Genomic DNA, 17,232 nt, shown 5'->3' on the forward strand with positions numbered 1-17,232 from the left:
CCGAGGCGACGACGGCACCGGTGACCGACGAGACGGCGGGCGGCCGCACCCCGCGTCGCCGTCGCCGCACCCGTGGCGGCGGTGGCGAGCCGGTGGCAGCGCCGGTCGCGGCCGAGACCGCGGTCGCCGCGGTGGAAGCGCCGCCCGTCCAGGACGCCGCCGAGACCGTGGAGACGCCGGCCAGGTCGCGCCGTCGCCGTACCCGCAGGTCCGCCGAGCAGAGCAGGACGGTGCTCGCGGAGACGCCGGCCGTCACCCAGGCCCCCCGCCGCCGAGGCGTCCGCCGTGACGGCACCGGTCGTCGAGGCGCCCGTCGTCACGGCGCCCGTCGCCGAGGTCCCGGTCGCCGTCGAGGCGCCGGAGCCCGAGGCCAAGGCGCGCCGGACCCGCAAGGCGGCGTCCGCCGCGGAGACCGCCGTCGACACGGCCGAGGCCGCCGAGGCGAAGCCCCGCCGCCGGACCCGCAAGGCCGCCGTCGCCCCGGAGACCGCCGAGGTGACCGAATCGGCCGAGGCCGCGGAGGTCAAGCCGCGCCGCACCCGCAAGACGGCCGCAGCCGCCGAGGCCGCCGCCGACACGGCGGAGGGCGCCGAGGCCAAGCCGAAGGCGCGCCGCACCCGCAAGACGGCCGCGTCCGCCGAGATCCCGGCGCAGGCTGCCGAGGAGCCCACCGAGGCGAAGCCCCGGCGGACCCGCAAGGCCGCGGCCACGGTCGCCGCCGAGGGTGCCGAGGAGAAGCCGAAGGTGCGCAGGCCGCGCAAGGCCGCCGCTCCGGTGGAGGCCACGGAGGGCTGATCCTCCGCAGCTCGACGCCGAGGGCCCGGTCCACCCCGTGTGGACCGGGCCCTCGGCGTTGTGCGCCCCTCCCCGGGCGGCACCGGCGGCGGCCGGATAGCCTCACCCCATGAGCACGGCCCCCCAGCTTCGCCCCGCCCCCCGGTGCCCGCGCGCACCCGCTGCCCACCGCGCGCGGCGAGTTCGCCGTCGTCGAGTCGCCGGTGGCCGCCGGGGTGGAGCCGCGAGGGGTCGCGCTGCTGCTGCCGGGGTTCACCGGCAGCAAGGAGGACTTCCACCCGCTGCACGGCGCGCTCGCCGCGCGCGGCTACCGCACGGTCGCCGTCGACGGGCGCGGCCAGTACGAGTCCGACGGCCCCGAGCGCGACGAATCGGCTTACGCGCAGGGCGAGTTGGCGCGGGACGTGCTGGCGCAGGCCGCCGCGCTCGGCAGCGGCCCTGTCCATCTGGTCGGGCACTCGCTCGGCGGGCAGATCGCCCGTGCGGCCGTCCTGCTGGACGCGGCGCCGTTCCGGTCGCTCACCCTGATGTCGTCGGGGCCCGCCGAGATCTCGCCCTCGCAGCGGCAGCGCGTGAAGCTGCTCAGGGACGCGCTCGCCGTGATGACCCTGGCCGAGGTGTGGGAGGCGATGCGGACGCTGGAGGCGCCCGAGGAGACGGCGACGGGCGAACCCGCCGGACTCGACTCGGGACTTGACGACCAGGAGGACCTGCGGCGGCGCTGGCTGGCCAACAAGCCCGCTCAACTCATGGCCACCGGGCACCAGTTGTGCGTCGAGCCGGACCGGGTCGCCGAACTGGCCGCCGTGGCACTGCCGTTGCACGTGCTGTCGGGGGCCCGGGACGACACCTGGCCGGTGCCGCTGCTCGACGACATGGCGCGGCGGCTGGACGCGCGCCGGACGGTCGTCGCGGGCGCGGAGCACTCCCCCAACACCGACCGCCCGGCCGAGACGGCCCGCGCGCTCGCCGACTTCTGGGACGGCACGGCCGGTTGACCTCCGGCACCGCCCCAGGCGGACGGCCGGTTCAGTAGTGGGTCTGGAGGTGTTCCCAGAACCCGTCGCGCAGGGCCCGTCTGAGGTCGGCCTGGCCGCGCAGCGAGTACTGGAGCAGGCCCTCCGCCTCGACCAGCAGGTCCTGGTCCACCGAGCCCGGCAGGTACGGGTGGCCCGGCAGCAGCTCCCCCAGCGTCTCCCGGCCGCGCGACGCGAACCACTTCGCCGCGATCTGGGCGCCGACGAAGCGGACGTTGTCCCGGGTGGGCCGGGTCGCCGTCGGCTCGTAGGCCGGGGCGGCGGTGCGGCGGGAGACGTACGGTTTGAAGAAGTCGAGGTCCAGGGTGCGCTGGCTGTCGACCTCCCAGAGCAGCGGCTCGGCCTGGTTGCGGCCCTCGGGCGCCTCGATGCCCCAGAGGTGGACGCGGGCGCCGTAGCCCTGGGCGGCCTCGACCGCGGAGACCAGGTCCTCGTCGCCGCCGAGCAGGGTCGCGTCGCTGATCGCGCGGTGTCTGGCCAGTGACTCCAGGTCGGTGCGGATGAGCGAGTCGACGCCCTTCTGCTGGTTGTTGGCGTTGAGGTTGCCCAACCTGACCTTGACGTCGGGGAGTTCGGCGATGGACTGCTGCTCGGCGGTGTGGATGCGGCGCCGGGCGCCGTCGTACCAGTAGACCCGCAGCAGCCTGCTGTCGGCGAAGATCGTGCGGGCCTTGTCGATCAGCGCCTCGATCAATCCCTCGGCGTCCAGGTCGAAGGCGCGGCGGTCCTCGGTACCGGCGACGAGGCGTCCCGCGGCGGCGTAGAGGTATCCCGCGTCGACGAAGATCGCATGCGTCGAGGGCGTCTTCGCCACCTCGGCGAGCATGCGCTGGAGCAGCTCGTTCGTGCGGTCGATGCGGGCGTTCAACACCGCGAGTTCGTCGTCGTTCATCACCCCCATTGTCCCGGCGGTCACGCTGCGAACACAACCGGTCCCGGTCAGTCTCACGCGAGTGTCTTACCGGTCAGTAATTAGTCGTTCGAAAATTTTCTTTAGCGTAGGGAATGTTTGTAACGTGCAAGTCGTTGACTGCTACAGAGACAACAGGACGAAGGGAGAGGCCATGCGCTTCGAAATCATGCGACTCGACGAGGTCGACGGCACGCCCGTGGACAGCACCGTCGTGGACGCCGCCTCCGTCAACAGGATCGTGCAGCAGGCGGCCGCCGTAGGACAGCGCCTGTGGATCCGACCGGCACAGACCCCGGCCGCGTGACGCGTCCGGACCTCGGCACACCATCCACCCCCCACGACCGACGACGAAGACGACGACCGCTGACCATCTGACGACGGACGACGAAGACCAGAGCTTCAGGGCCCCGTACGGCACCACGCCGTGCGGGGCCTTCGCGTGCGCGGGGCCTTCGCGCGGGCGCGGCCTCGTGTATACGACATCCGGCGCTCAGGCGCCCTTGATCACCTGGGTCACGCCGTTGATGATCTGCTGGACGGCGATCGCGGAGAGCATCATGCCCGCGAGCCGGGTCACCAGGACCACGCCGCCGTCCTTGATGACCCGGATGATCAGCAGCGAGTACCGCATCACCAGCCAGAGCACGACGTGGATCGCGAGGATCGCCGCCCACACCGACACCTGGGTCGCCACGCTGTGCGCCTTCTGCACGGCCAGGATGACCGAGACGATGGCACCGGGTCCGGCCAGCAGCGGCATGCCGAGCGGGACCAGGGCGACGTTGACGTCCTTGGTCTGCTGGGGCTCGTCGTTCTTGCCGGTGAGCAGGTCGAGGGCGATGAGCAGGAGCAGCAGCCCGCCCGCGATCATCAGCGCGGGCACGGAGACGTGCAGGTAGTCGAGGATCTGGTGGCCGAGCAGCCCGAAGACGGTGATCACACCGCCGGCCACGCAGACGGCCTGCAGGGCCATCCGCTTCTGCACCTTGCCGGGGCGTCCGGCGGTCAGGGCGAGGAAGATCGGCGTGATCCCGGGCGGATCCATGATCACGAAGAGGGTCAGGAAGAGCGAGCCGAAGACGGCGACGTCGAACATCGGTGAAGGGCCTAGCGGGAGTGAGGAGTGTGGTTCGTGCGGGCGGGGCGGGACTCAGGCTCCGCCGGTCCCCGGCACCGGGAACGCCCCGGTGGCCCGGCGGACGATCTCGCCGTAGACCTCGGGGTCGGTGACGTTCTCGCCGAGCACGCACGTCTTGCGGCTGCCGTGGTAATCGCTCGACCCGGTGGCCAGCAGCCCCAGCTCCTTCGCGAGGCCGCGCAGCCGCGCCCGGGTGTCCGGGTCGTGGTCCATGTGGTCGGCCTCGATGCCGTCGAGACCGGCGGCGGCCAGCTCGGCGATCACCGGCTCGGGCACGGTGCGTCCGCGTTTGGCGGCCCCCGGGTGGGCGAAGACGGTGACCCCGCCCGCGGCCTTGACCAGCCGGATCGCCTCGAAGGGGTCGGTCTCGTGCTTGTCCATGTGGGCCCGGCCGCCGTCCGCGAGCCACTCGGCGGTGAAGGCGGCGTCCACGGACGGGACGACGCCCAGCTCGACGAGGGCGGTGGCGATGTGCGGGCGCCCCACCGAGCCGTCCCCCGCGATCCGCCGCACCTGCTCCCAACTGACCGGCACGTCCAGCGCGTTGAGCTTGGCGATCATGCCCTGGGCGCGCGGGACCCGGTCGTCGCGGACCAGTTCGCGCTCGGCGAGCAGCGCGGGCTCGGCGGGGTCGAAGAGGTAGGCGAGCAGGTGCATGGAGATCCCGCCGACCCGGCAGGACAGCTCGGCGCCGGTGACCAGGGTGAGCCCCTCGGGCAGCGCGGCGGCGGCCTCGGCGTGGCCCCGGGTGGTGTCGTGGTCGGTCAGCGCGACGACGTCGAGCCCCGCGGCGGCGGCGTTGCGCACCAGCTCGGCGGGGGTGTCGGTCCCGTCGGACGCCGTGGAGTGGGTGTGCAGGTCGATGCGCACGACGGAACTCCAGGACGGACGGGAGCGAAGGGGGACGCTTCAGCATACCGATCGCTTCCGGCCGCCCCGCCCACTCCCCCGGGCCCTGGCTACGGCGCGAGCAGCCTCGGGGAGAGCGCGCCGCAGGGCACCAGGTCGATCTCCGCGCCCGCGTCCCGCAGGTCGGTCAGGACGAGTTCGTCGTACATCAGCAGCCCCGACTGCTCGGGCCAGACCACGGCCCACACCCACAGGCCGAGCGCCTCACCGGCGAAGACGGCCCGGTCGGCCGGTGCCCCGGCGACGTGCCAGAGCGGGGTGGGCCGTCCGGCGGCGAGCACCTTGGCCTCGGGGGGTTTCTCCACGTCCAGGTAGGGCCCGGGGTCGGGGGCGTCGAGGCCGGCGTAGCGCGCGCCGAGTCCGACGCCCAGCTCCTCGGCGACGAGGATCAGCTCGCCCGCGCCGCCGAGCGGCCCGGGTCCCGAGCAGGCGACCGCGGTGGCGCGTCCGCCGCTGCGGTCGTCGCCCGCGCAGCCGACGCCGGTGAACAGCCAGCCGACCGGCAGGGGCCAGGGCATCCACACGGGCACCTGGGTGCGGCGCACCACGACCTCGAGGGCCTCGACGCTGGGCGGGATCACGGGCTGGAGCGGATGCACCGTCCCGTGCACGGCGCACTGCCAGGAATCGGCGAAGAGTCCGGGAGCCCTGACCCGGCCACCGCACTTCGGGCAACTGGGTTCGCCCCTCATAGAGCCCCACGGTCCTACCCTCGAACCGCCGCGTCAAGGACGATCACCCGTCCGGACCGCCGGGTCACCAACCGGAGCCGACCCCGAGAAAGTAGATGTAGCTTGCATTAGTTAGCTAATCTAATCTACTGTGTGTAATTACCAACCATCCTTGGGGCCGGGGACGGCAGTGACGACGGGAGACAGCGCCATGCGGACAGGAGACGGCACGGAAGACCCCTTCGACGCGGGAGCGGGCGGCATCCTGCGGCAGCCGAAGGCGGTGTGGGCGACGGCCGGGGCCTCCGTCGTCGCCTTCATGGGGATCGGGCTCGTCGACCCGATCCTGCCGTCCATCGCCAAGGGCCTGGACGCCACGGCGAGCCAGGTCTCCCTCCTGTTCACCTCGTACTTCCTGATCACCGCCCTGGCGATGCTGGTCACCGGCTTCGTCTCCAGCCGCATCGGCGGCCGCAGGACCCTGCTGCTCGGGCTCGCCCTGGTGGTCGTCTTCGCCGGACTGGCCGGCACCTCGGGCTCGGTCGGCGAACTCGTCGGCTTCCGGGCGGGCTGGGGCCTGGGCAACGCGCTGTTCGTGTCGACCGCCCTCGCGGTGATCGTCGGCGCGGCGGCCGGGGGCAGCGCGGCGGCGATCCTGCTCTACGAGTCCGCCCTCGGCCTCGGCATGGCCTGCGGACCGCTGCTGGGCGCGCTCCTCGGCGACGCGAGCTGGCGCTACCCCTTCTTCGGCACCGCGTTCCTGATGGCCGTCGGCTTCCTGTGCATCACGGTGTTCCTCAAGGAACAGCCGATGCCCGCGCGCCGCACGGCGCTGCTCGACCCGATCAGGGCGCTCGGCCACGGCGGGCTCGCCTCGGCCGCCGCCTCGTCGTTCTTCTACAACTACACGTTCTTCACGGTCCTGGCCTTCACCCCGTTCGTCCTGGACATGAGCCCCTACCGGTCCGGCGCGGTGTTCTTCGCCTGGGGCGTGCTCCTCGCCGTCTTCTCGGTCTTCGTGGCGCCCCGGCTCCAGGCGCGGTTCGGCTCGCTGAAGGTGCTCGGCGGCTCGCTGCTGCTGCTCGCGGCCGACGTGCTGGTGCTCGGCTACGGCGGCCACACCGCGGCGGTCGTGTGCACGGTCCTGTCCGGCGCCTTCATCGGCGTGAACAACACCGTCTACACCGAGCTGGCCCTGGGCGTCTCGGACGCGCCGCGGCCGGTGGCGAGCGCCGGGTACAACTTCGTGCGCTGGTTCGCCGCGGCCGCCGCGCCGTTCTTCGCGCCGAAGATCGAGGAGTGGAGCGACGTCCACATGCCGTTCGTGGTCGCCGCCGTCACCGCGGTGCTCGGCGCCGCCGTGGTCGTGGTGCGGCGGCGGGCGCTCACCCACCGGGCCGAGGAGCTGGAGCCCCGGCACGCCACCGAGGACGGCGTCACCGTCTTCGCCGGCTGACCCGCGCGGGCGGCGCGCCGGTGAGCTTGCTCACGTCTCATCCGTCGAGCGGGACGGATCTCCTGGCCGGGTCCCGGAGGTCGGTCCCGTGCGTCAGCCAGCGCTCCTGGAGGGCCTGCGCGCCGTGCACCCGCTTCCAGGCGGCCTCGTTCGGGGTCATCGGCAGCAGCGGCAGGAACCGGACCGGGTCCAGGGGCGCGTCCAGCTCCAGGTCCTCGACCAGACCGCCCGGCTCGGCGACCAGGACCGAGGTGAACGGGGCGCCCGGCCACAGCGGTTCGCCGACGTCCAGGGAGGCGCCCGGCGCCACCACCAGACCCTCGACCTGCGGCGAGGCGGCCAGCACGGCGAGCGGACGGAGCGCCTTGTCGGTGTCGGCGACCCCGGCCCTGACCGAGAGGACCAGCTCGGCGCGCGGCCCGGCGACCGGGTCGGCCAGCATCGCGGTGGGGTCCGTCATCGGGTGGGCCGACATGCCGAGGGTGGCGTAGCGGACGACGTCCCGCTCCTGGAAGCGCAGCACCTCGACGCGGTCGGTGCCGAGGAAGGTGACCGCGGCGCGCGCGTCCGGCTCGCCCAGCGCGGTGCGCAGCCGCGCCTCGACCAGGGGAAGAACTTCAACCATGCCGTGAGCATAGAACTCGCCAGTAGCGGGTAAAGCGGCGCCTTGGGTCTCTCTTCGACTGTTACCCTTGCCCGGTGGTTCGGGGCAGCACGCTGAAGCGTCGCGATCAGGCTCCGACGCCGATGGAACTCCCCCACGGGGGACCGGCCGGAGGAGGTGGGGCTGCGATGGATCGAAGTCGATCGTGCAGTACCACCCGATCTTCCGCCCGCTGACACCGCCGCTCCCGCTCGGACCGGCTGCCGCCTCCCGGGTTCGCGCCCCGTCGCGATTCTTCTCTCGGAAGATCCCTTCGTCTCGTTTTGCCTGATCCGCCTGATCCGTTCGATCCGCATCAGTGACGAAGCGCGCCACCGCGACGGTGCGGTGCTCCCCGCTTTGTGGACGTGCCGCACCTCCGCAGTCAGGACGTCCCCATTCCGGGCAGTTCCAGCCGTCGTACCCGGCGTTCGTCGCTTGCCGCTCGCTTCACGAAGGAGCCCGCCATGTCGATGATCCGTGACCTGCGCGCCGCGGTCCGCCCGTCCCGCGCCTCGCTGCGCAAGGACGCCTCCTCCTACGACACCACCCGCGACCCCGGTACGCCGTCGGCGGTGGTCGACTGCGCCGTCTACCGCGACGGCTCCCGTGTCGTGACGGCCGCGCCGCTCACCCCGCGCGAGGCGATGCGCCAGGTGCGCCGGGACGGCGGCTTCGTGTGGATCGGCCTGCACGAGCCCACGGAGGCCGAATTCTCCGGCATCGCGAGCGAGTTCGGGCTGCACCCGCTGGCCGTGGAGGACGCCGTCCAGGCCCACCAGCGGCCCAAGCTGGAGCGCTACGACGACTCCCTCTTCACCGTCTTCAAGACCATCCACTACGTCGAGCACGACCGCCTCACCGCCAACAGCGAGGTCGTCGAGACCGGCGAGGTCATGTGCTTCACCGGCCGGGACTTCTTCATCACCGTCCGGCACGGCGGCCAGGGCTCCCTGCGCGCGCTGCGCCACCGGCTCCAGGACGACCCCGAGCTGCTCGCCAAGGGCCCCTCGGCCGTGCTGCACGCCATCGCCGACCACGTCGTCGACGGTTACATCGCGGTCGCCGACGCCGTCCAGGACGACATCGACGAGGTGGAGACGGAGGTGTTCTCGCCGGGGCGCAGGGGCGGGGTCTCGCGCGGTGTCGACTCGGCGCGGATCTACCAGCTCAAGCGCGAGGTGCTGGAGTTCAAGCGCGCGGTGTCGCCGCTGCTGCGGCCGATGCAGCTGCTGTCGGAGCGGCCGATGCGGCTGGTCGACCCGGACATCCAGAAGTACTTCCGGGACGTCGCCGACCACCTCGCCCGGGTCCAGGAGCAGGTCGTGGGCTTCGACGAACTCCTCAACTCCATCCTGCAGGCCAACCTCGCCCAGGCGTCCGTCGCGCAGAACGAGGACATGCGGAAGATCACCTCGTGGGCCGCGATCATCGCCGTCCCGACGATGGTGTGCGGGGTGTACGGCATGAACTTCGACCACATGCCCGAGCTGCACTGGCGCTACGGCTACCCGGTGGTCATGGGCGTCATGGTCTCCCTCTGCGTCGGCATCCACCGCACCCTCAAGCGCAACGGCTGGCTGTGACGGCGCGTCGGTAGGCTGCCCCTCATGACACCTGCGCTGACCGGCGAGCAGCTTGACCGGGCCCTGGTCGAGGAGGCCGCCAAGAAGTCCGGCCTCGTCTGGGTCACGGGCCCCGCCGGACCGTCCCGGCCGCTGTGGCACGTCTGGCACGAGGGCGCGGTCTGCCTGGTCGGCGACGGCCCCGGCGAACAGCCGCTGCCCGCGCTGACCGACGGCGGCCCCGCCGAGGTGACCGTGCGCAGCAAGGACAAGGGCGGCCGGCTGGTGACCTGGTCGGCGACGGTCGTCGCGCTCACGCCGGGCACGGACGCCTGGGAGGCGACGGTCGCCGAGCTGAAGGGCAAGCGGCTCAACGCGCCGGACGGCGAGGCGATGCCGGGCCGCTGGGCACGCGAGTGCCGGGTGCTGCGCCTGGAGCCGACGGGGGTGACGACGCCGCCGCCCGGCGGATCGCTGGCCGCGCCGCCGCTGCCGTCGCCCGCGACCACCCGCGAGCCGGTCCCGGCGGGACTGCCGCGCCTGCTGCTGAAGCGCGGACGGAAGCGGAAGGGCCGCCGCGGCTGACCGGCCGACCCGCCCGGCGCCCCGTCAGGACGTCGGGAGCTGCTTGCCGTAGTCCACCGTCTCGCTCTCCTTCGGTTCCTCCAGGGCCACCGCGGCGCCCCAGGACGAGAAGGTGAGGGTGCCCGCGTCGCCCGCGCGCTCCAGGCGCAGCGGATACGGCTTGCCCTCCAGGGAGACGTCCAGGGTGCCGCCCGAGCCCTTGTCGCCGGTGACCCGGATGGTGCGGGTGCCCGACTGCTCGTGGTGGCCGTCGGTCGCCAGCGAGCCGTGCAGCGTCAGCAGCCCGTCGAGCAGGACGTCCTTCTCGGTGAAGCCGCTGAACTTCTTGTACGCCGGGTCGCCCTGCGGCACCTTCACGTACTTGCCGTCGAGCTTGCCCGCCGCGTCGGTGTCGCCGCCCTTGCCGTCCTCGGCGTGGCTCCAGAAGCCGGCGTCGGCCTTCACGTAGAGGTGCTCGCCGACCCGCAGGAGCCCGAACGCGACCCCCTTCGAGGTGACCGAGCCGCTCGCGCCCTCCGCCGACAGGCGCATGTCGAGTCGGTAGGTGCGCCCGTTGGTGACGACGTCACCGGCGAGCCGCACGGTGTCCGCGGCCTCGGCGGCGGCCCGCGTCCGGCGCTGGATCTGCTCGGCGGGCAGCTTCCCCACCCCGTTGGTCCCCGCGTCGGGGTCCTCGGCGCACCCCGCCAGCAGCCCCGTCAGGACCAGGGCGCAGACGGCCCCCGTGCGCGCGGTCCTGCGGATACGGCCCAGGGAGATCGCAGACACAGGTACTGCTGCCTTTCCGTCGAATGACCCAAGCGGCGTACGGCAGCGTACCGGGGGCGCACACGCCCGGCGGACCCAGTCCTGGCCGAGCCCCACCTGCGCGGATCCGATCGGGACGGGCTAGCCTGAAGCCCATCCGAGCGGGCAATTCGGAAAAGGAACGCATCACGCAACACCGTCGTACGAGGAGGCGCGGGCATGGCAACGGGCGCCCCTTCCCGGGTCTTCGTCTCGCACCTCTCCGACATCGCCGTCTTCGATCCGAACGGCGACGCGGTGGGCCGGGTCCGTGACGTGGTCGTGGTGCTGCGGGTCGGCAACCGGCCGCCCCGGGTGCTCGGCCTGGTCGTCGAACTGACCAGCCGCCGCCGGATCTTCCTGCCCATGACGCGGGTCACCGGCGTGGAGTCGGGCCAGGTCATCTCCACCGGGGTGCTCAACGTCCGGCGGTTCGAGCAGCGGCCCACCGAGCGGCTGGTCTTCGGCGAGCTGCTCGACCGGCGGGTGGTGCTCGCGGAGAGCGGCGAGGAGGTCACCGTCCTGGACCTGTCCGTGCGCCAGCTCCCGGCCCGCAGGGACTGGGAGGTCGACCGGGTCTTCGTGCGCAAGGGCCGCAAGGGCGGCGCCTTCCGGCGGGCCAAGGGCGAGACGCTGACCGTCGGGTGGTCCGCGGTCAGCGGTTTCTCCCTGGACGAGCACGGGCAGGGCGCCGAGAACCTGCTCGCCACCTTCGAGAAGCTGCGCCCGGCCGACCTCGCCAACGTGCTGCACCACCTCTCCCCCAAGCGCCGCGCCGAGGTCGCCGCCGCCCTCGACGACGACCGGCTGGCGGACGTCCTGGAGGAGCTGCCGGAGGACGACCAGATCGAGGTCCTCGGCAAGCTCAAGGAGGAGCGCGCGGCGGACGTCCTGGAGGCCATGGACCCGGACGACGCGGCCGACCTGCTGCGCGAGCTGCCCGAGGTCGACAAGGAGCGCCTGCTGAGCCTGATGCAGCCCTCCGACGCGGCCGACATGCGGCGGCTGATGTCCTACGAGGAGCACACGGCCGGCGGTCTGATGACGACCGAGCCGATCGTGCTGCGCCCGGACGCCACCGTCGCCGACGCCCTCGCCCGGGTCCGCAACGCCGACCTCTCCCCCGCGCTCGCCGCGCAGGTCTACGTCTGCCGTCCGCCCGACGACACCCCGACCGGCAAGTACCTGGGCACCGTGCACTTCCAGCGGCTGCTGCGCGACCCGCCGTACACGCTGGTCAGCTCGATCCTCGACCAGGACCTCAAGCCGCTGGCGCCGGACGCGGCGCTGCCCGCCGTCGCCGGGTTCTTCGCGACCTACGACATGGTCGCGGCGCCCGTCGTGGACGAGGCGGGGGCGCTGCTCGGCGCGGTGACCGTCGACGACGTCCTCGACCACCTGCTGCCCGACGACTGGCGGGAGACCGAGTTCCACCTCGACGAGGACGACGACGGGCCCGGGGCCGCGTACGACGACGGCGACGGCGACGACCGCGATCCGGTCCGGGACAGCGGCGAGGGGGCGGACACTCATGGCCCCTGAGCGGGAGACCGGCCGCGAGCGCGCTCCGGGCGGGGCCACCGCCACGTCCCGCCCGCGCGCCCGCCTCGACCAGCCGCGCCCGCGCCGCCGCAGGCTGCTGCCGGAGTGGGACCCGGAGGCGTTCGGCCGCATGTCGGAGCGGATCGCGCGGTTCCTGGGCACCGGGCGGTTCATCGTCTGGATGACGGTCGCGATCGTGGTGTGGGTGCTGTGGAACGTGGCCGCGCCCCGCGACCTGCGCTTCGACCAGTACCCGTTCATCTTCCTGACCCTGATGCTCTCCCTCCAGGCGTCCTACGCGGCGCCGCTGATCCTGCTGGCGCAGAACCGGCAGGACGACCGGGACCGGGTCAACCTGGAGCAGGACCGCAAGCAGAACGAGCGCTCGATCGCCGACACCGAGTACCTGACCCGCGAGATCGCCGCGCTCCGCGTCGGCCTGGGCGAGGTGGCCACCCGGGACTGGATCCGCTCCGAGCTCCAGGACCTGGTGAGGGAGCTGGAGGAGGCGCGCGGCGGCGAGCGGGAGGCCGTCGCGCCCTCGGCCGACCGGTCCCGCGGACGTGACGCAGACGACCGCTGACGGACCGCCCGGGGGCGTGGTCCGGCGCCGTACCATCGTCCTTATGGCTACGGAAGACGCGGTGCGCGAGGCGCTGTCGACGGTGAACGACCCCGAGATCAACCGTCCCATCACCGAACTCGGGATGGTCAAATCGGTGGAGATCGGTGCGGACGGAGCGGTCGCGGTCGCCGTGTACCTGACGGTCTCCGGCTGCCCCATGCGGGACACCATCACCCAGCGGGTGACGGACGCGGTCGCCCGGGTCGAGGGCGTCACCCGGGTGGACGTCGAGCTGGACGTGATGAGCGACGAGCAGCGCAAGGAGCTGGCGTCGGCGCTGCGCGGCGGCCAGGCCGAGCGCGAGGTGCCGTTCGCCAAGCCGGGCAGCCTCACCCGCGTCTACGCGGTCGCCTCCGGCAAGGGCGGCGTCGGCAAGTCCTCGGTGACGGTGAACCTGGCGGCGGCGATGGCGGCCGACGGTCTCAAGGTGGGCGTGGTCGACGCCGACATCTACGGCCACAGCGTGCCCCGCATGCTGGGCGCCGAGGGCCGTCCCACCCAGGTCGAGAACATGATCATGCCGCCGTCCGCGCACGGCGTGAAGGTCATCTCGATCGGCATGTTCACGCCGGGCAACGCCCCGGTCGTCTGGCGCGGCCCGATGCTGCACCGGGCGCTCCAGCAGTTCCTCGCGGACGTGTACTGGGGCGACCTGGACGTCCTCCTGCTCGACCTGCCGCCCGGCACCGGCGACATCGCGATCTCGGTCGCCCAGCTCGTCCCGAACGCCGAGATCCTGGTCGTGACGACGCCCCAGCAGGCCGCCGCCGAGGTCGCCGAGCGGGCCGGTTCGATCGCCGTCCAGACCCATCAGAAGATCGTCGGCGTGGTCGAGAACATGTCGGGCCTGCCCTGCCCGCACTGCGACGAGATGGTCGACGTCTTCGGCACCGGCGGCGGCCAGCTCGTCGCCGACGGCCTGTCGCGCACCACCGGCACCTCGGTCCCGGTCCTCGGCGCCATCCCGATCGACCTGCGGCTGCGCGAGGGCGGCGACGACGGCGAGCCGGTCGTCCTGGCGGCCCCCGACTCCCCGGCGGGCGCGGCCCTGCGCGGCATCGCGGGCAAGCTCGGCGGACGGCAGCGGGGCCTCGCGGGGCTGTCGCTGGGGATCACCCCGCGCAACAAGTTCTGACGGGCGCGGCGCGGGAACCCTGTTCCCGCGCCCCGCGGGCGGTACCGCGTCCGTCCGGGGCGCCGTCGGACGGCGCCCCCGGTGGTCCGCTCTACGCCGTGTAGTCGCCGAGGTCCTTGACCACGGCGAACCCGAGCCCGTACACGCTCAGACCGCGCCCGTAGGCGCCCAGGTGCACACCCGCCTGGGTGGACCCGGCGAGGACCCAGCCGAACTCGGACTCGCGGTAGTGGAACGGCGTCGGCACGCCGTCCACCGGCAGCGAGAGGGTGGACCAGTCGGCACCCTCCAGGTCGTCGGCGAGCGCCCACGCCGTCTCGGTCTGCTGGTCGAGCCAGTCGTCGCGCAGGCTGTGGTCCATCTGTCCGGGCCAGGTGGCGGACAGCAGCCCCACCCCGGCCAGCCAGGCGGCCGACGAGACCGACGTGGCCTCCAGCAGCCCGGTGCCGTCGGCGCTGCGCCGGGACGGGTGGGCGGCGACCGTCACGACGACCGCGAACTTCTCCTTGGCGTCGGCGCCGCCCTGGGCCGCGAACTCGTTCTTCACGGACGGTTCGTCGCCGTGGCCGACCGACCCGTGCTCGACGGCCCCGTCGGCCGCCGTGCCGACCTGCATCAGCCACCGCGGCCCGGTGAACGCCTCGTCGAGGCCGTACCAGGAGAAGGGCGCCTCCAGATAACCGTCGACCGTACGCCGGGCGGAGGGGGACGGGCGTCCCCCCTGTCTGCCCTCCGCGGCCGACGCCTGCGCGACTGCACTACTCGTCGTCTCCATGCCCGGACGCCTCCTCGCTCTCGTCGGACCGGGGCGGCCCGCCCCCCTTCGGGCGCACTCGTCCGGTCCGCACAACAACTCGGCAGCATAGCCACCCGGCCGCGCGCAGCAGGGAAACCGCCCGGCGCGTGACTCTCGCGGAGGGCGGGTTCAGGCCGTATGGCGGGCGCCCCGGCGTATGAAACGCGTCACGTACGACGCGTCAGACCCGCGGGGACGTCCGGATCAGGTGGCGTCCAGGTCGTAGGGCGGCCGCTCGTCGGGCTCGGGCTTCTTGGTCATGTCGACGCGGCCGCCGGTGGACCCGGTCGACGGCGGCGCGGCAGGTGACGGCGTGTCGGACTCGCGGCTGTGCACCGCGTCCGTGACCTCGGCCATCTCCTTCTTCAGGTCGAAGCCGTTGCGGATCTCCTTGAGCCCCAGCTCGTCGTTGTCCAGCTGCTTGCGGATGAACGTCTTGGGGTTGAGGTCCTCGAACTCGAAGTCCTTGAACTCCGGGCCGAGTTCCTGCCGTATGTCCTGCTTCGCGCTCTCGGAGAACTCGCGGATCTTGCGGATGGTCCGCGTGACGTCCTGGATGAGCTTCGGGAGCTTGTCCGGACCGAAGATGAGCACGGCGAGGACGACAAGCGTCACCAGCTCGAGCGGTCCTATGTCATTGAACACCTGAAGCTCCTTGCGATGTCCTCGGTCCTCGGCCCTCGGCCCTCTGTGGTCGTGCGGGTCCTCCGTGGTCCGGGCCGGATCCACGGTACCCGGCGATGCGGTGGGACCGGTACCGCCCCGAGGGGGCGGGATACGGCCGTCCGCGGGGGCGGCCCTGTGGCCTCCCCCGGGCGCCGCGGCCACGGCCCCGCCGGGTGGTCAGCCGCCGTGCGACGACCCGAGCACCAGCGTCACCGTGCGCTCCTTCCCGGCCCTGACGACGGTCAGCTCCAGGTGGTCGCCCGGCCGGTGGGCCCGGGTCTTGACGATCAGCTCCTCACCGGTGTGGACGGCGCGGCCGTCGACCTCGGTGATGACGTCGCCCGGCTCGATGCCCGCGCGGGCGCCCGGCCCGTCCTCGGTGACGGCCGGGTCGCCCTCGTTGCCGTGGGCGGCCACCCGGGCGCCGTCGCCGCCGTAGTTCATGTCGAGGGTGACCCCGATCACCGGGTGGGTGGCGCGGCCGGTGTTGATCAGCTCCTCGGCGACCCGCTTGGCCTGGTTGACCGGTATGGCGAAACCGAGCCCGATGGAACCGGACTGCCCGGTCTCCGCGTCGGCGCCGCCGTCCGCCGAGCGGATCGCGGAGTTGATGCCGATCACCCGGGCCCGCGAGTCCAGCAGGGGGCCGCCGGAGTTGCCGGGGTTTATCGGGGCGTCGGTCTGGAGGGCGTCCACGTAGGAGACGTCGCTTCCCGCGCGCTGCGCGCCGGCCGTGATGGGCCGCTCCTTGGCGCTGATGATCCCGGAGGTGACCGTGCCCGCCAGGTCGAAGGGGGCGCCGATGGCCACCACCGGGTCGCCGACCCGCACGTTGTCGGAGTTGCCGAGCGGCAGCGGCTTCATCCCGCGCACGCCGGTCACCTTCACCACGGCGAGGTCGTAGCCGCTGTCCCGGCCGACGACGGTGGCCTTGGCGGTGTCGCCGCTGTTGAACGTCACCGCGATCCGCCCGGAGGAACCGGCCGGTTCGACGACGTGGTTGTTGGTGAGGATGTGACCGCGGTCGTCGAGCACGAACCCGGTCCCGGTGCCGGACTCCTTGGACCCGGCCACGTGCAGCGTGACGACGCTGGGCAGGGCGCGGGCGGAGATCCCGGCGACGCTGTCCGGATCGCGCCCGGCGGGCTCCGCCGACGCCTGCGGCAGCACGATGTCGCCGAGTCCGCCGTTGCGCTCCAGGTACGCGCCGACGATCCCGCCGCCGACGCCGGACACCAGCGCGAGCGCGACGGCCCCGCCGACCAGCGCCCGGCGCACCCTGCGGCGCCGCTGCCCCGTGCTCTCGACGGCCGCGCCGTTCTGCTGGAACGCCCGCCCGGCGGCGGCCTTGGCCCAGGGGTCGTAGGTGCGCCACGGATCGACCGCCCCGCCCGGGGCTCCCGCCTCCCCCTCGGACACGGGGTCGGTGGTCTCCGCGGCCGGGGTGGCCGCGGGCGCGGGAACGGAGGCGGGCTGCGGCGGAGCCGTCGTGCCGCGCTCGGCACCCGGCTGCGCGGGGGCCCAGGGGCCCGGCTGACCGCAGGACGGGGTGCCGTGGGGGTCGGATTCGCGCGAGCCCCCAAAACGCCCGGAGAAGCCCGCAGAAGGGGCAGGAGGGGCCGATGGGGTACCGACCGGGACACCGGCCCCGGCGGACACGGGCTCACCGAGGGGAACGGAGTGAGGGGACTCCGGAGTGACGGGCGGGGTGGGGGCGGGGGGTGCGGGCGTCGTTCCCGGCGAGCTGGAGACAGGAGGCACGGGTGCCGTTCCCGGCGGGGTGGGGGCGGGGGGTGCGTGGTCCGGGCCGGGCACGGAGGCGGTGGGTGCGGTCAGCGACGCGGGCGCGGAGACCGGAGGTGCGGGCGCCGTGGCGGGCACCGCAGCCGGGGGTTCGGGCACCGGCGCGGGCGGGGCAGCCGGAGGTGCGGGCACCGCAGCCGGGGGTTCGAGCGCCGTCGCGGGCGGGG

General features: G+C 73.3%; 19 protein-coding genes. 9 read left to right on the forward strand and 10 right to left on the reverse strand.

Features of this window, described 5'->3' with window-relative positions; all coding sequences use genetic code 11:
* A partial coding sequence (locus GA0115242_RS11695; RefSeq protein ID WP_202555196.1) for a hypothetical protein occupies positions 1-256 on the reverse strand: 256 nt, incomplete at its 3' end.
* A 29-nt stretch (positions 257-285) separates the two neighbouring features.
* Here GA0115242_RS11695 and GA0115242_RS11700 point away from each other — a divergent pair.
* Together GA0115242_RS11700 and GA0115242_RS11705 are read left to right on the forward strand one after the other, a co-directional pair.
* Positions 286-795 (forward strand): hypothetical protein, encoded by a 510-nt coding sequence (locus tag GA0115242_RS11700; protein WP_093827380.1) that lies wholly within the window; start codon positions 286-288, stop codon positions 793-795.
* A 161-nt stretch (positions 796-956) separates the two neighbouring features.
* Complete coding sequence (locus GA0115242_RS11705; RefSeq protein WP_093827382.1) at positions 957-1,793, forward strand: alpha/beta fold hydrolase; 837 nt, start codon at positions 957-959, stop codon at positions 1,791-1,793.
* 31 nt (positions 1,794-1,824) lie between these two features.
* On the opposite strand, the gene GA0115242_RS11710 is transcribed toward GA0115242_RS11705, so the two are convergent.
* Positions 1,825-2,724: an NYN domain-containing protein gene (locus tag GA0115242_RS11710; protein ID WP_093827384.1), complete on the reverse strand. Its 900-nt coding sequence runs from the start codon at positions 2,722-2,724 to the stop codon at positions 1,825-1,827.
* Positions 2,725-2,896: 172 nt separating this feature from the next.
* Between GA0115242_RS11710 and GA0115242_RS11715 the strand changes: the two genes are divergently transcribed.
* Positions 2,897-3,049, forward strand: coding sequence for a hypothetical protein (locus GA0115242_RS11715; protein ID WP_093827387.1), 153 nt, complete (start codon positions 2,897-2,899; stop codon positions 3,047-3,049).
* Between the two features lie 186 nt (positions 3,050-3,235).
* On the opposite strand, the gene GA0115242_RS11720 is transcribed toward GA0115242_RS11715, so the two are convergent.
* The 3 genes from GA0115242_RS11720 to GA0115242_RS11730 form a co-directional block, all read right to left on the reverse strand.
* Entirely contained in the window at positions 3,236-3,841 is a 606-nt protein-coding gene (locus GA0115242_RS11720) for a MarC family protein (protein WP_093827390.1), read from the reverse strand.
* A 54-nt stretch (positions 3,842-3,895) separates the two neighbouring features.
* Positions 3,896-4,753: a PHP domain-containing protein gene (locus GA0115242_RS11725; RefSeq protein ID WP_093827391.1), complete on the reverse strand. Its 858-nt coding sequence runs from the start codon at positions 4,751-4,753 to the stop codon at positions 3,896-3,898.
* 89 nt (positions 4,754-4,842) lie between these two features.
* Positions 4,843-5,484: a DUF6758 family protein gene (locus GA0115242_RS11730; RefSeq protein WP_093827393.1), complete on the reverse strand. Its 642-nt coding sequence runs from the start codon at positions 5,482-5,484 to the stop codon at positions 4,843-4,845.
* A gap of 190 nt (positions 5,485-5,674) precedes the next feature.
* Between GA0115242_RS11730 and GA0115242_RS11735 the strand changes: the two genes are divergently transcribed.
* Positions 5,675-6,919, forward strand: a complete 1,245-nt coding sequence (locus GA0115242_RS11735) for an MFS transporter (protein WP_093827396.1) — start codon at positions 5,675-5,677, stop codon at positions 6,917-6,919.
* Positions 6,920-6,956: 37 nt separating this feature from the next.
* Here the strand turns inward: GA0115242_RS11735 and GA0115242_RS11740 are convergent, their stop codons facing one another.
* Positions 6,957-7,544: a suppressor of fused domain protein gene (locus GA0115242_RS11740; protein WP_093827400.1), complete on the reverse strand. Its 588-nt coding sequence runs from the start codon at positions 7,542-7,544 to the stop codon at positions 6,957-6,959.
* A 485-nt stretch (positions 7,545-8,029) separates the two neighbouring features.
* On the opposite strand from GA0115242_RS11740, the gene GA0115242_RS11745 reads away from it, so the two are divergent.
* Positions 8,030-9,148, forward strand: a complete 1,119-nt coding sequence (locus tag GA0115242_RS11745; protein WP_093827402.1) for a magnesium and cobalt transport protein CorA — start codon at positions 8,030-8,032, stop codon at positions 9,146-9,148.
* A gap of 36 nt (positions 9,149-9,184) precedes the next feature.
* Entirely contained in the window at positions 9,185-9,712 is a 528-nt protein-coding gene (locus GA0115242_RS11750; protein ID WP_093827416.1) for a hypothetical protein, read from the forward strand.
* A 24-nt stretch (positions 9,713-9,736) separates the two neighbouring features.
* On the opposite strand, the gene GA0115242_RS11755 is transcribed toward GA0115242_RS11750, so the two are convergent.
* On the reverse strand, positions 9,737-10,480 hold the full coding sequence (locus tag GA0115242_RS11755; protein WP_093827404.1) for a hypothetical protein: 744 nt from the start codon (positions 10,478-10,480) through the stop codon (positions 9,737-9,739).
* 198 nt (positions 10,481-10,678) lie between these two features.
* Here GA0115242_RS11755 and GA0115242_RS11760 point away from each other — a divergent pair, with 198 nt between their 5' ends.
* From GA0115242_RS11760 to GA0115242_RS11770, 3 genes are read left to right on the forward strand one after another with little or no spacing between them, the layout of a single operon-like run.
* Positions 10,679-12,040, forward strand: coding sequence for a magnesium transporter MgtE N-terminal domain-containing protein (locus GA0115242_RS11760; protein ID WP_093827406.1), 1,362 nt, complete (start codon positions 10,679-10,681; stop codon positions 12,038-12,040).
* Positions 12,030-12,623 (forward strand): DUF1003 domain-containing protein, encoded by a 594-nt coding sequence (locus tag GA0115242_RS11765; RefSeq protein ID WP_093827408.1) that lies wholly within the window; start codon positions 12,030-12,032, stop codon positions 12,621-12,623. Before GA0115242_RS11760 ends, GA0115242_RS11765 begins: the two co-directional genes overlap by 11 nt.
* Before the next feature lie 43 nt (positions 12,624-12,666).
* Complete coding sequence (locus tag GA0115242_RS11770; RefSeq protein ID WP_093827410.1) at positions 12,667-13,800, forward strand: Mrp/NBP35 family ATP-binding protein; 1,134 nt, start codon at positions 12,667-12,669, stop codon at positions 13,798-13,800.
* Positions 13,801-13,891: 91 nt separating this feature from the next.
* Here the strand turns inward: GA0115242_RS11770 and GA0115242_RS11775 are convergent, their stop codons facing one another.
* The 3 genes from GA0115242_RS11775 to GA0115242_RS11785 all read right to left on the reverse strand — a co-directional run bounded on the left by GA0115242_RS11775 (position 13,892) and on the right by GA0115242_RS11785 (position 17,077).
* The gene (locus GA0115242_RS11775; RefSeq protein WP_107461402.1) at positions 13,892-14,575 is read right to left on the reverse strand and encodes a hypothetical protein; all 684 of its coding nucleotides are present in this window, start codon (positions 14,573-14,575) and stop codon (positions 13,892-13,894) included.
* A gap of 225 nt (positions 14,576-14,800) precedes the next feature.
* Positions 14,801-15,241 (reverse strand): sec-independent translocase, encoded by a 441-nt coding sequence (locus tag GA0115242_RS11780; protein ID WP_093827412.1) that lies wholly within the window; start codon positions 15,239-15,241, stop codon positions 14,801-14,803.
* Between the two features lie 198 nt (positions 15,242-15,439).
* Positions 15,440-17,077, reverse strand: a complete 1,638-nt coding sequence (locus GA0115242_RS11785) for a S1C family serine protease (protein WP_370672271.1) — start codon at positions 17,075-17,077, stop codon at positions 15,440-15,442.
* Between the last annotated feature and the right edge of the window lie 155 nt (positions 17,078-17,232).

This window comes from Streptomyces sp. SolWspMP-5a-2 (assembly GCF_900091845.1).
In the GTDB taxonomy this organism is placed as follows: Bacteria; Actinomycetota; Actinomycetes; order Streptomycetales; family Streptomycetaceae; genus Streptomyces; species Streptomyces doudnae.

Coding starts and splice junctions, on each gene's coding strand:
- GA0115242_RS11710 (WP_093827384.1), bottom strand. CDS start 2,724: ATGAACGACGACGAACTCGCGGTGTTGAACGCCCGCATCGACCGCACG.
- GA0115242_RS11715 (WP_093827387.1), top strand. CDS start 2,897: ATGCGCTTCGAAATCATGCGACTCGACGAGGTCGACGGCACGCCCGTG.
- GA0115242_RS11720 (WP_093827390.1), bottom strand. CDS start 3,841: ATGTTCGACGTCGCCGTCTTCGGCTCGCTCTTCCTGACCCTCTTCGTG.
- GA0115242_RS11730 (WP_093827393.1), bottom strand. CDS start 5,484: ATGAGGGGCGAACCCAGTTGCCCGAAGTGCGGTGGCCGGGTCAGGGCT.
- GA0115242_RS11735 (WP_093827396.1), top strand. CDS start 5,675: ATGCGGACAGGAGACGGCACGGAAGACCCCTTCGACGCGGGAGCGGGC.
- GA0115242_RS11740 (WP_093827400.1), bottom strand. CDS start 7,544: ATGGTTGAAGTTCTTCCCCTGGTCGAGGCGCGGCTGCGCACCGCGCTG.
- GA0115242_RS11745 (WP_093827402.1), top strand. CDS start 8,030: ATGTCGATGATCCGTGACCTGCGCGCCGCGGTCCGCCCGTCCCGCGCC.
- GA0115242_RS11760 (WP_093827406.1), top strand. CDS start 10,679: ATGGCAACGGGCGCCCCTTCCCGGGTCTTCGTCTCGCACCTCTCCGAC.
- GA0115242_RS11765 (WP_093827408.1), top strand. CDS start 12,030: ATGGCCCCTGAGCGGGAGACCGGCCGCGAGCGCGCTCCGGGCGGGGCC.
- GA0115242_RS11770 (WP_093827410.1), top strand. CDS start 12,667: ATGGCTACGGAAGACGCGGTGCGCGAGGCGCTGTCGACGGTGAACGAC.
- GA0115242_RS11775 (WP_107461402.1), bottom strand. CDS start 14,575: ATGGAGACGACGAGTAGTGCAGTCGCGCAGGCGTCGGCCGCGGAGGGC.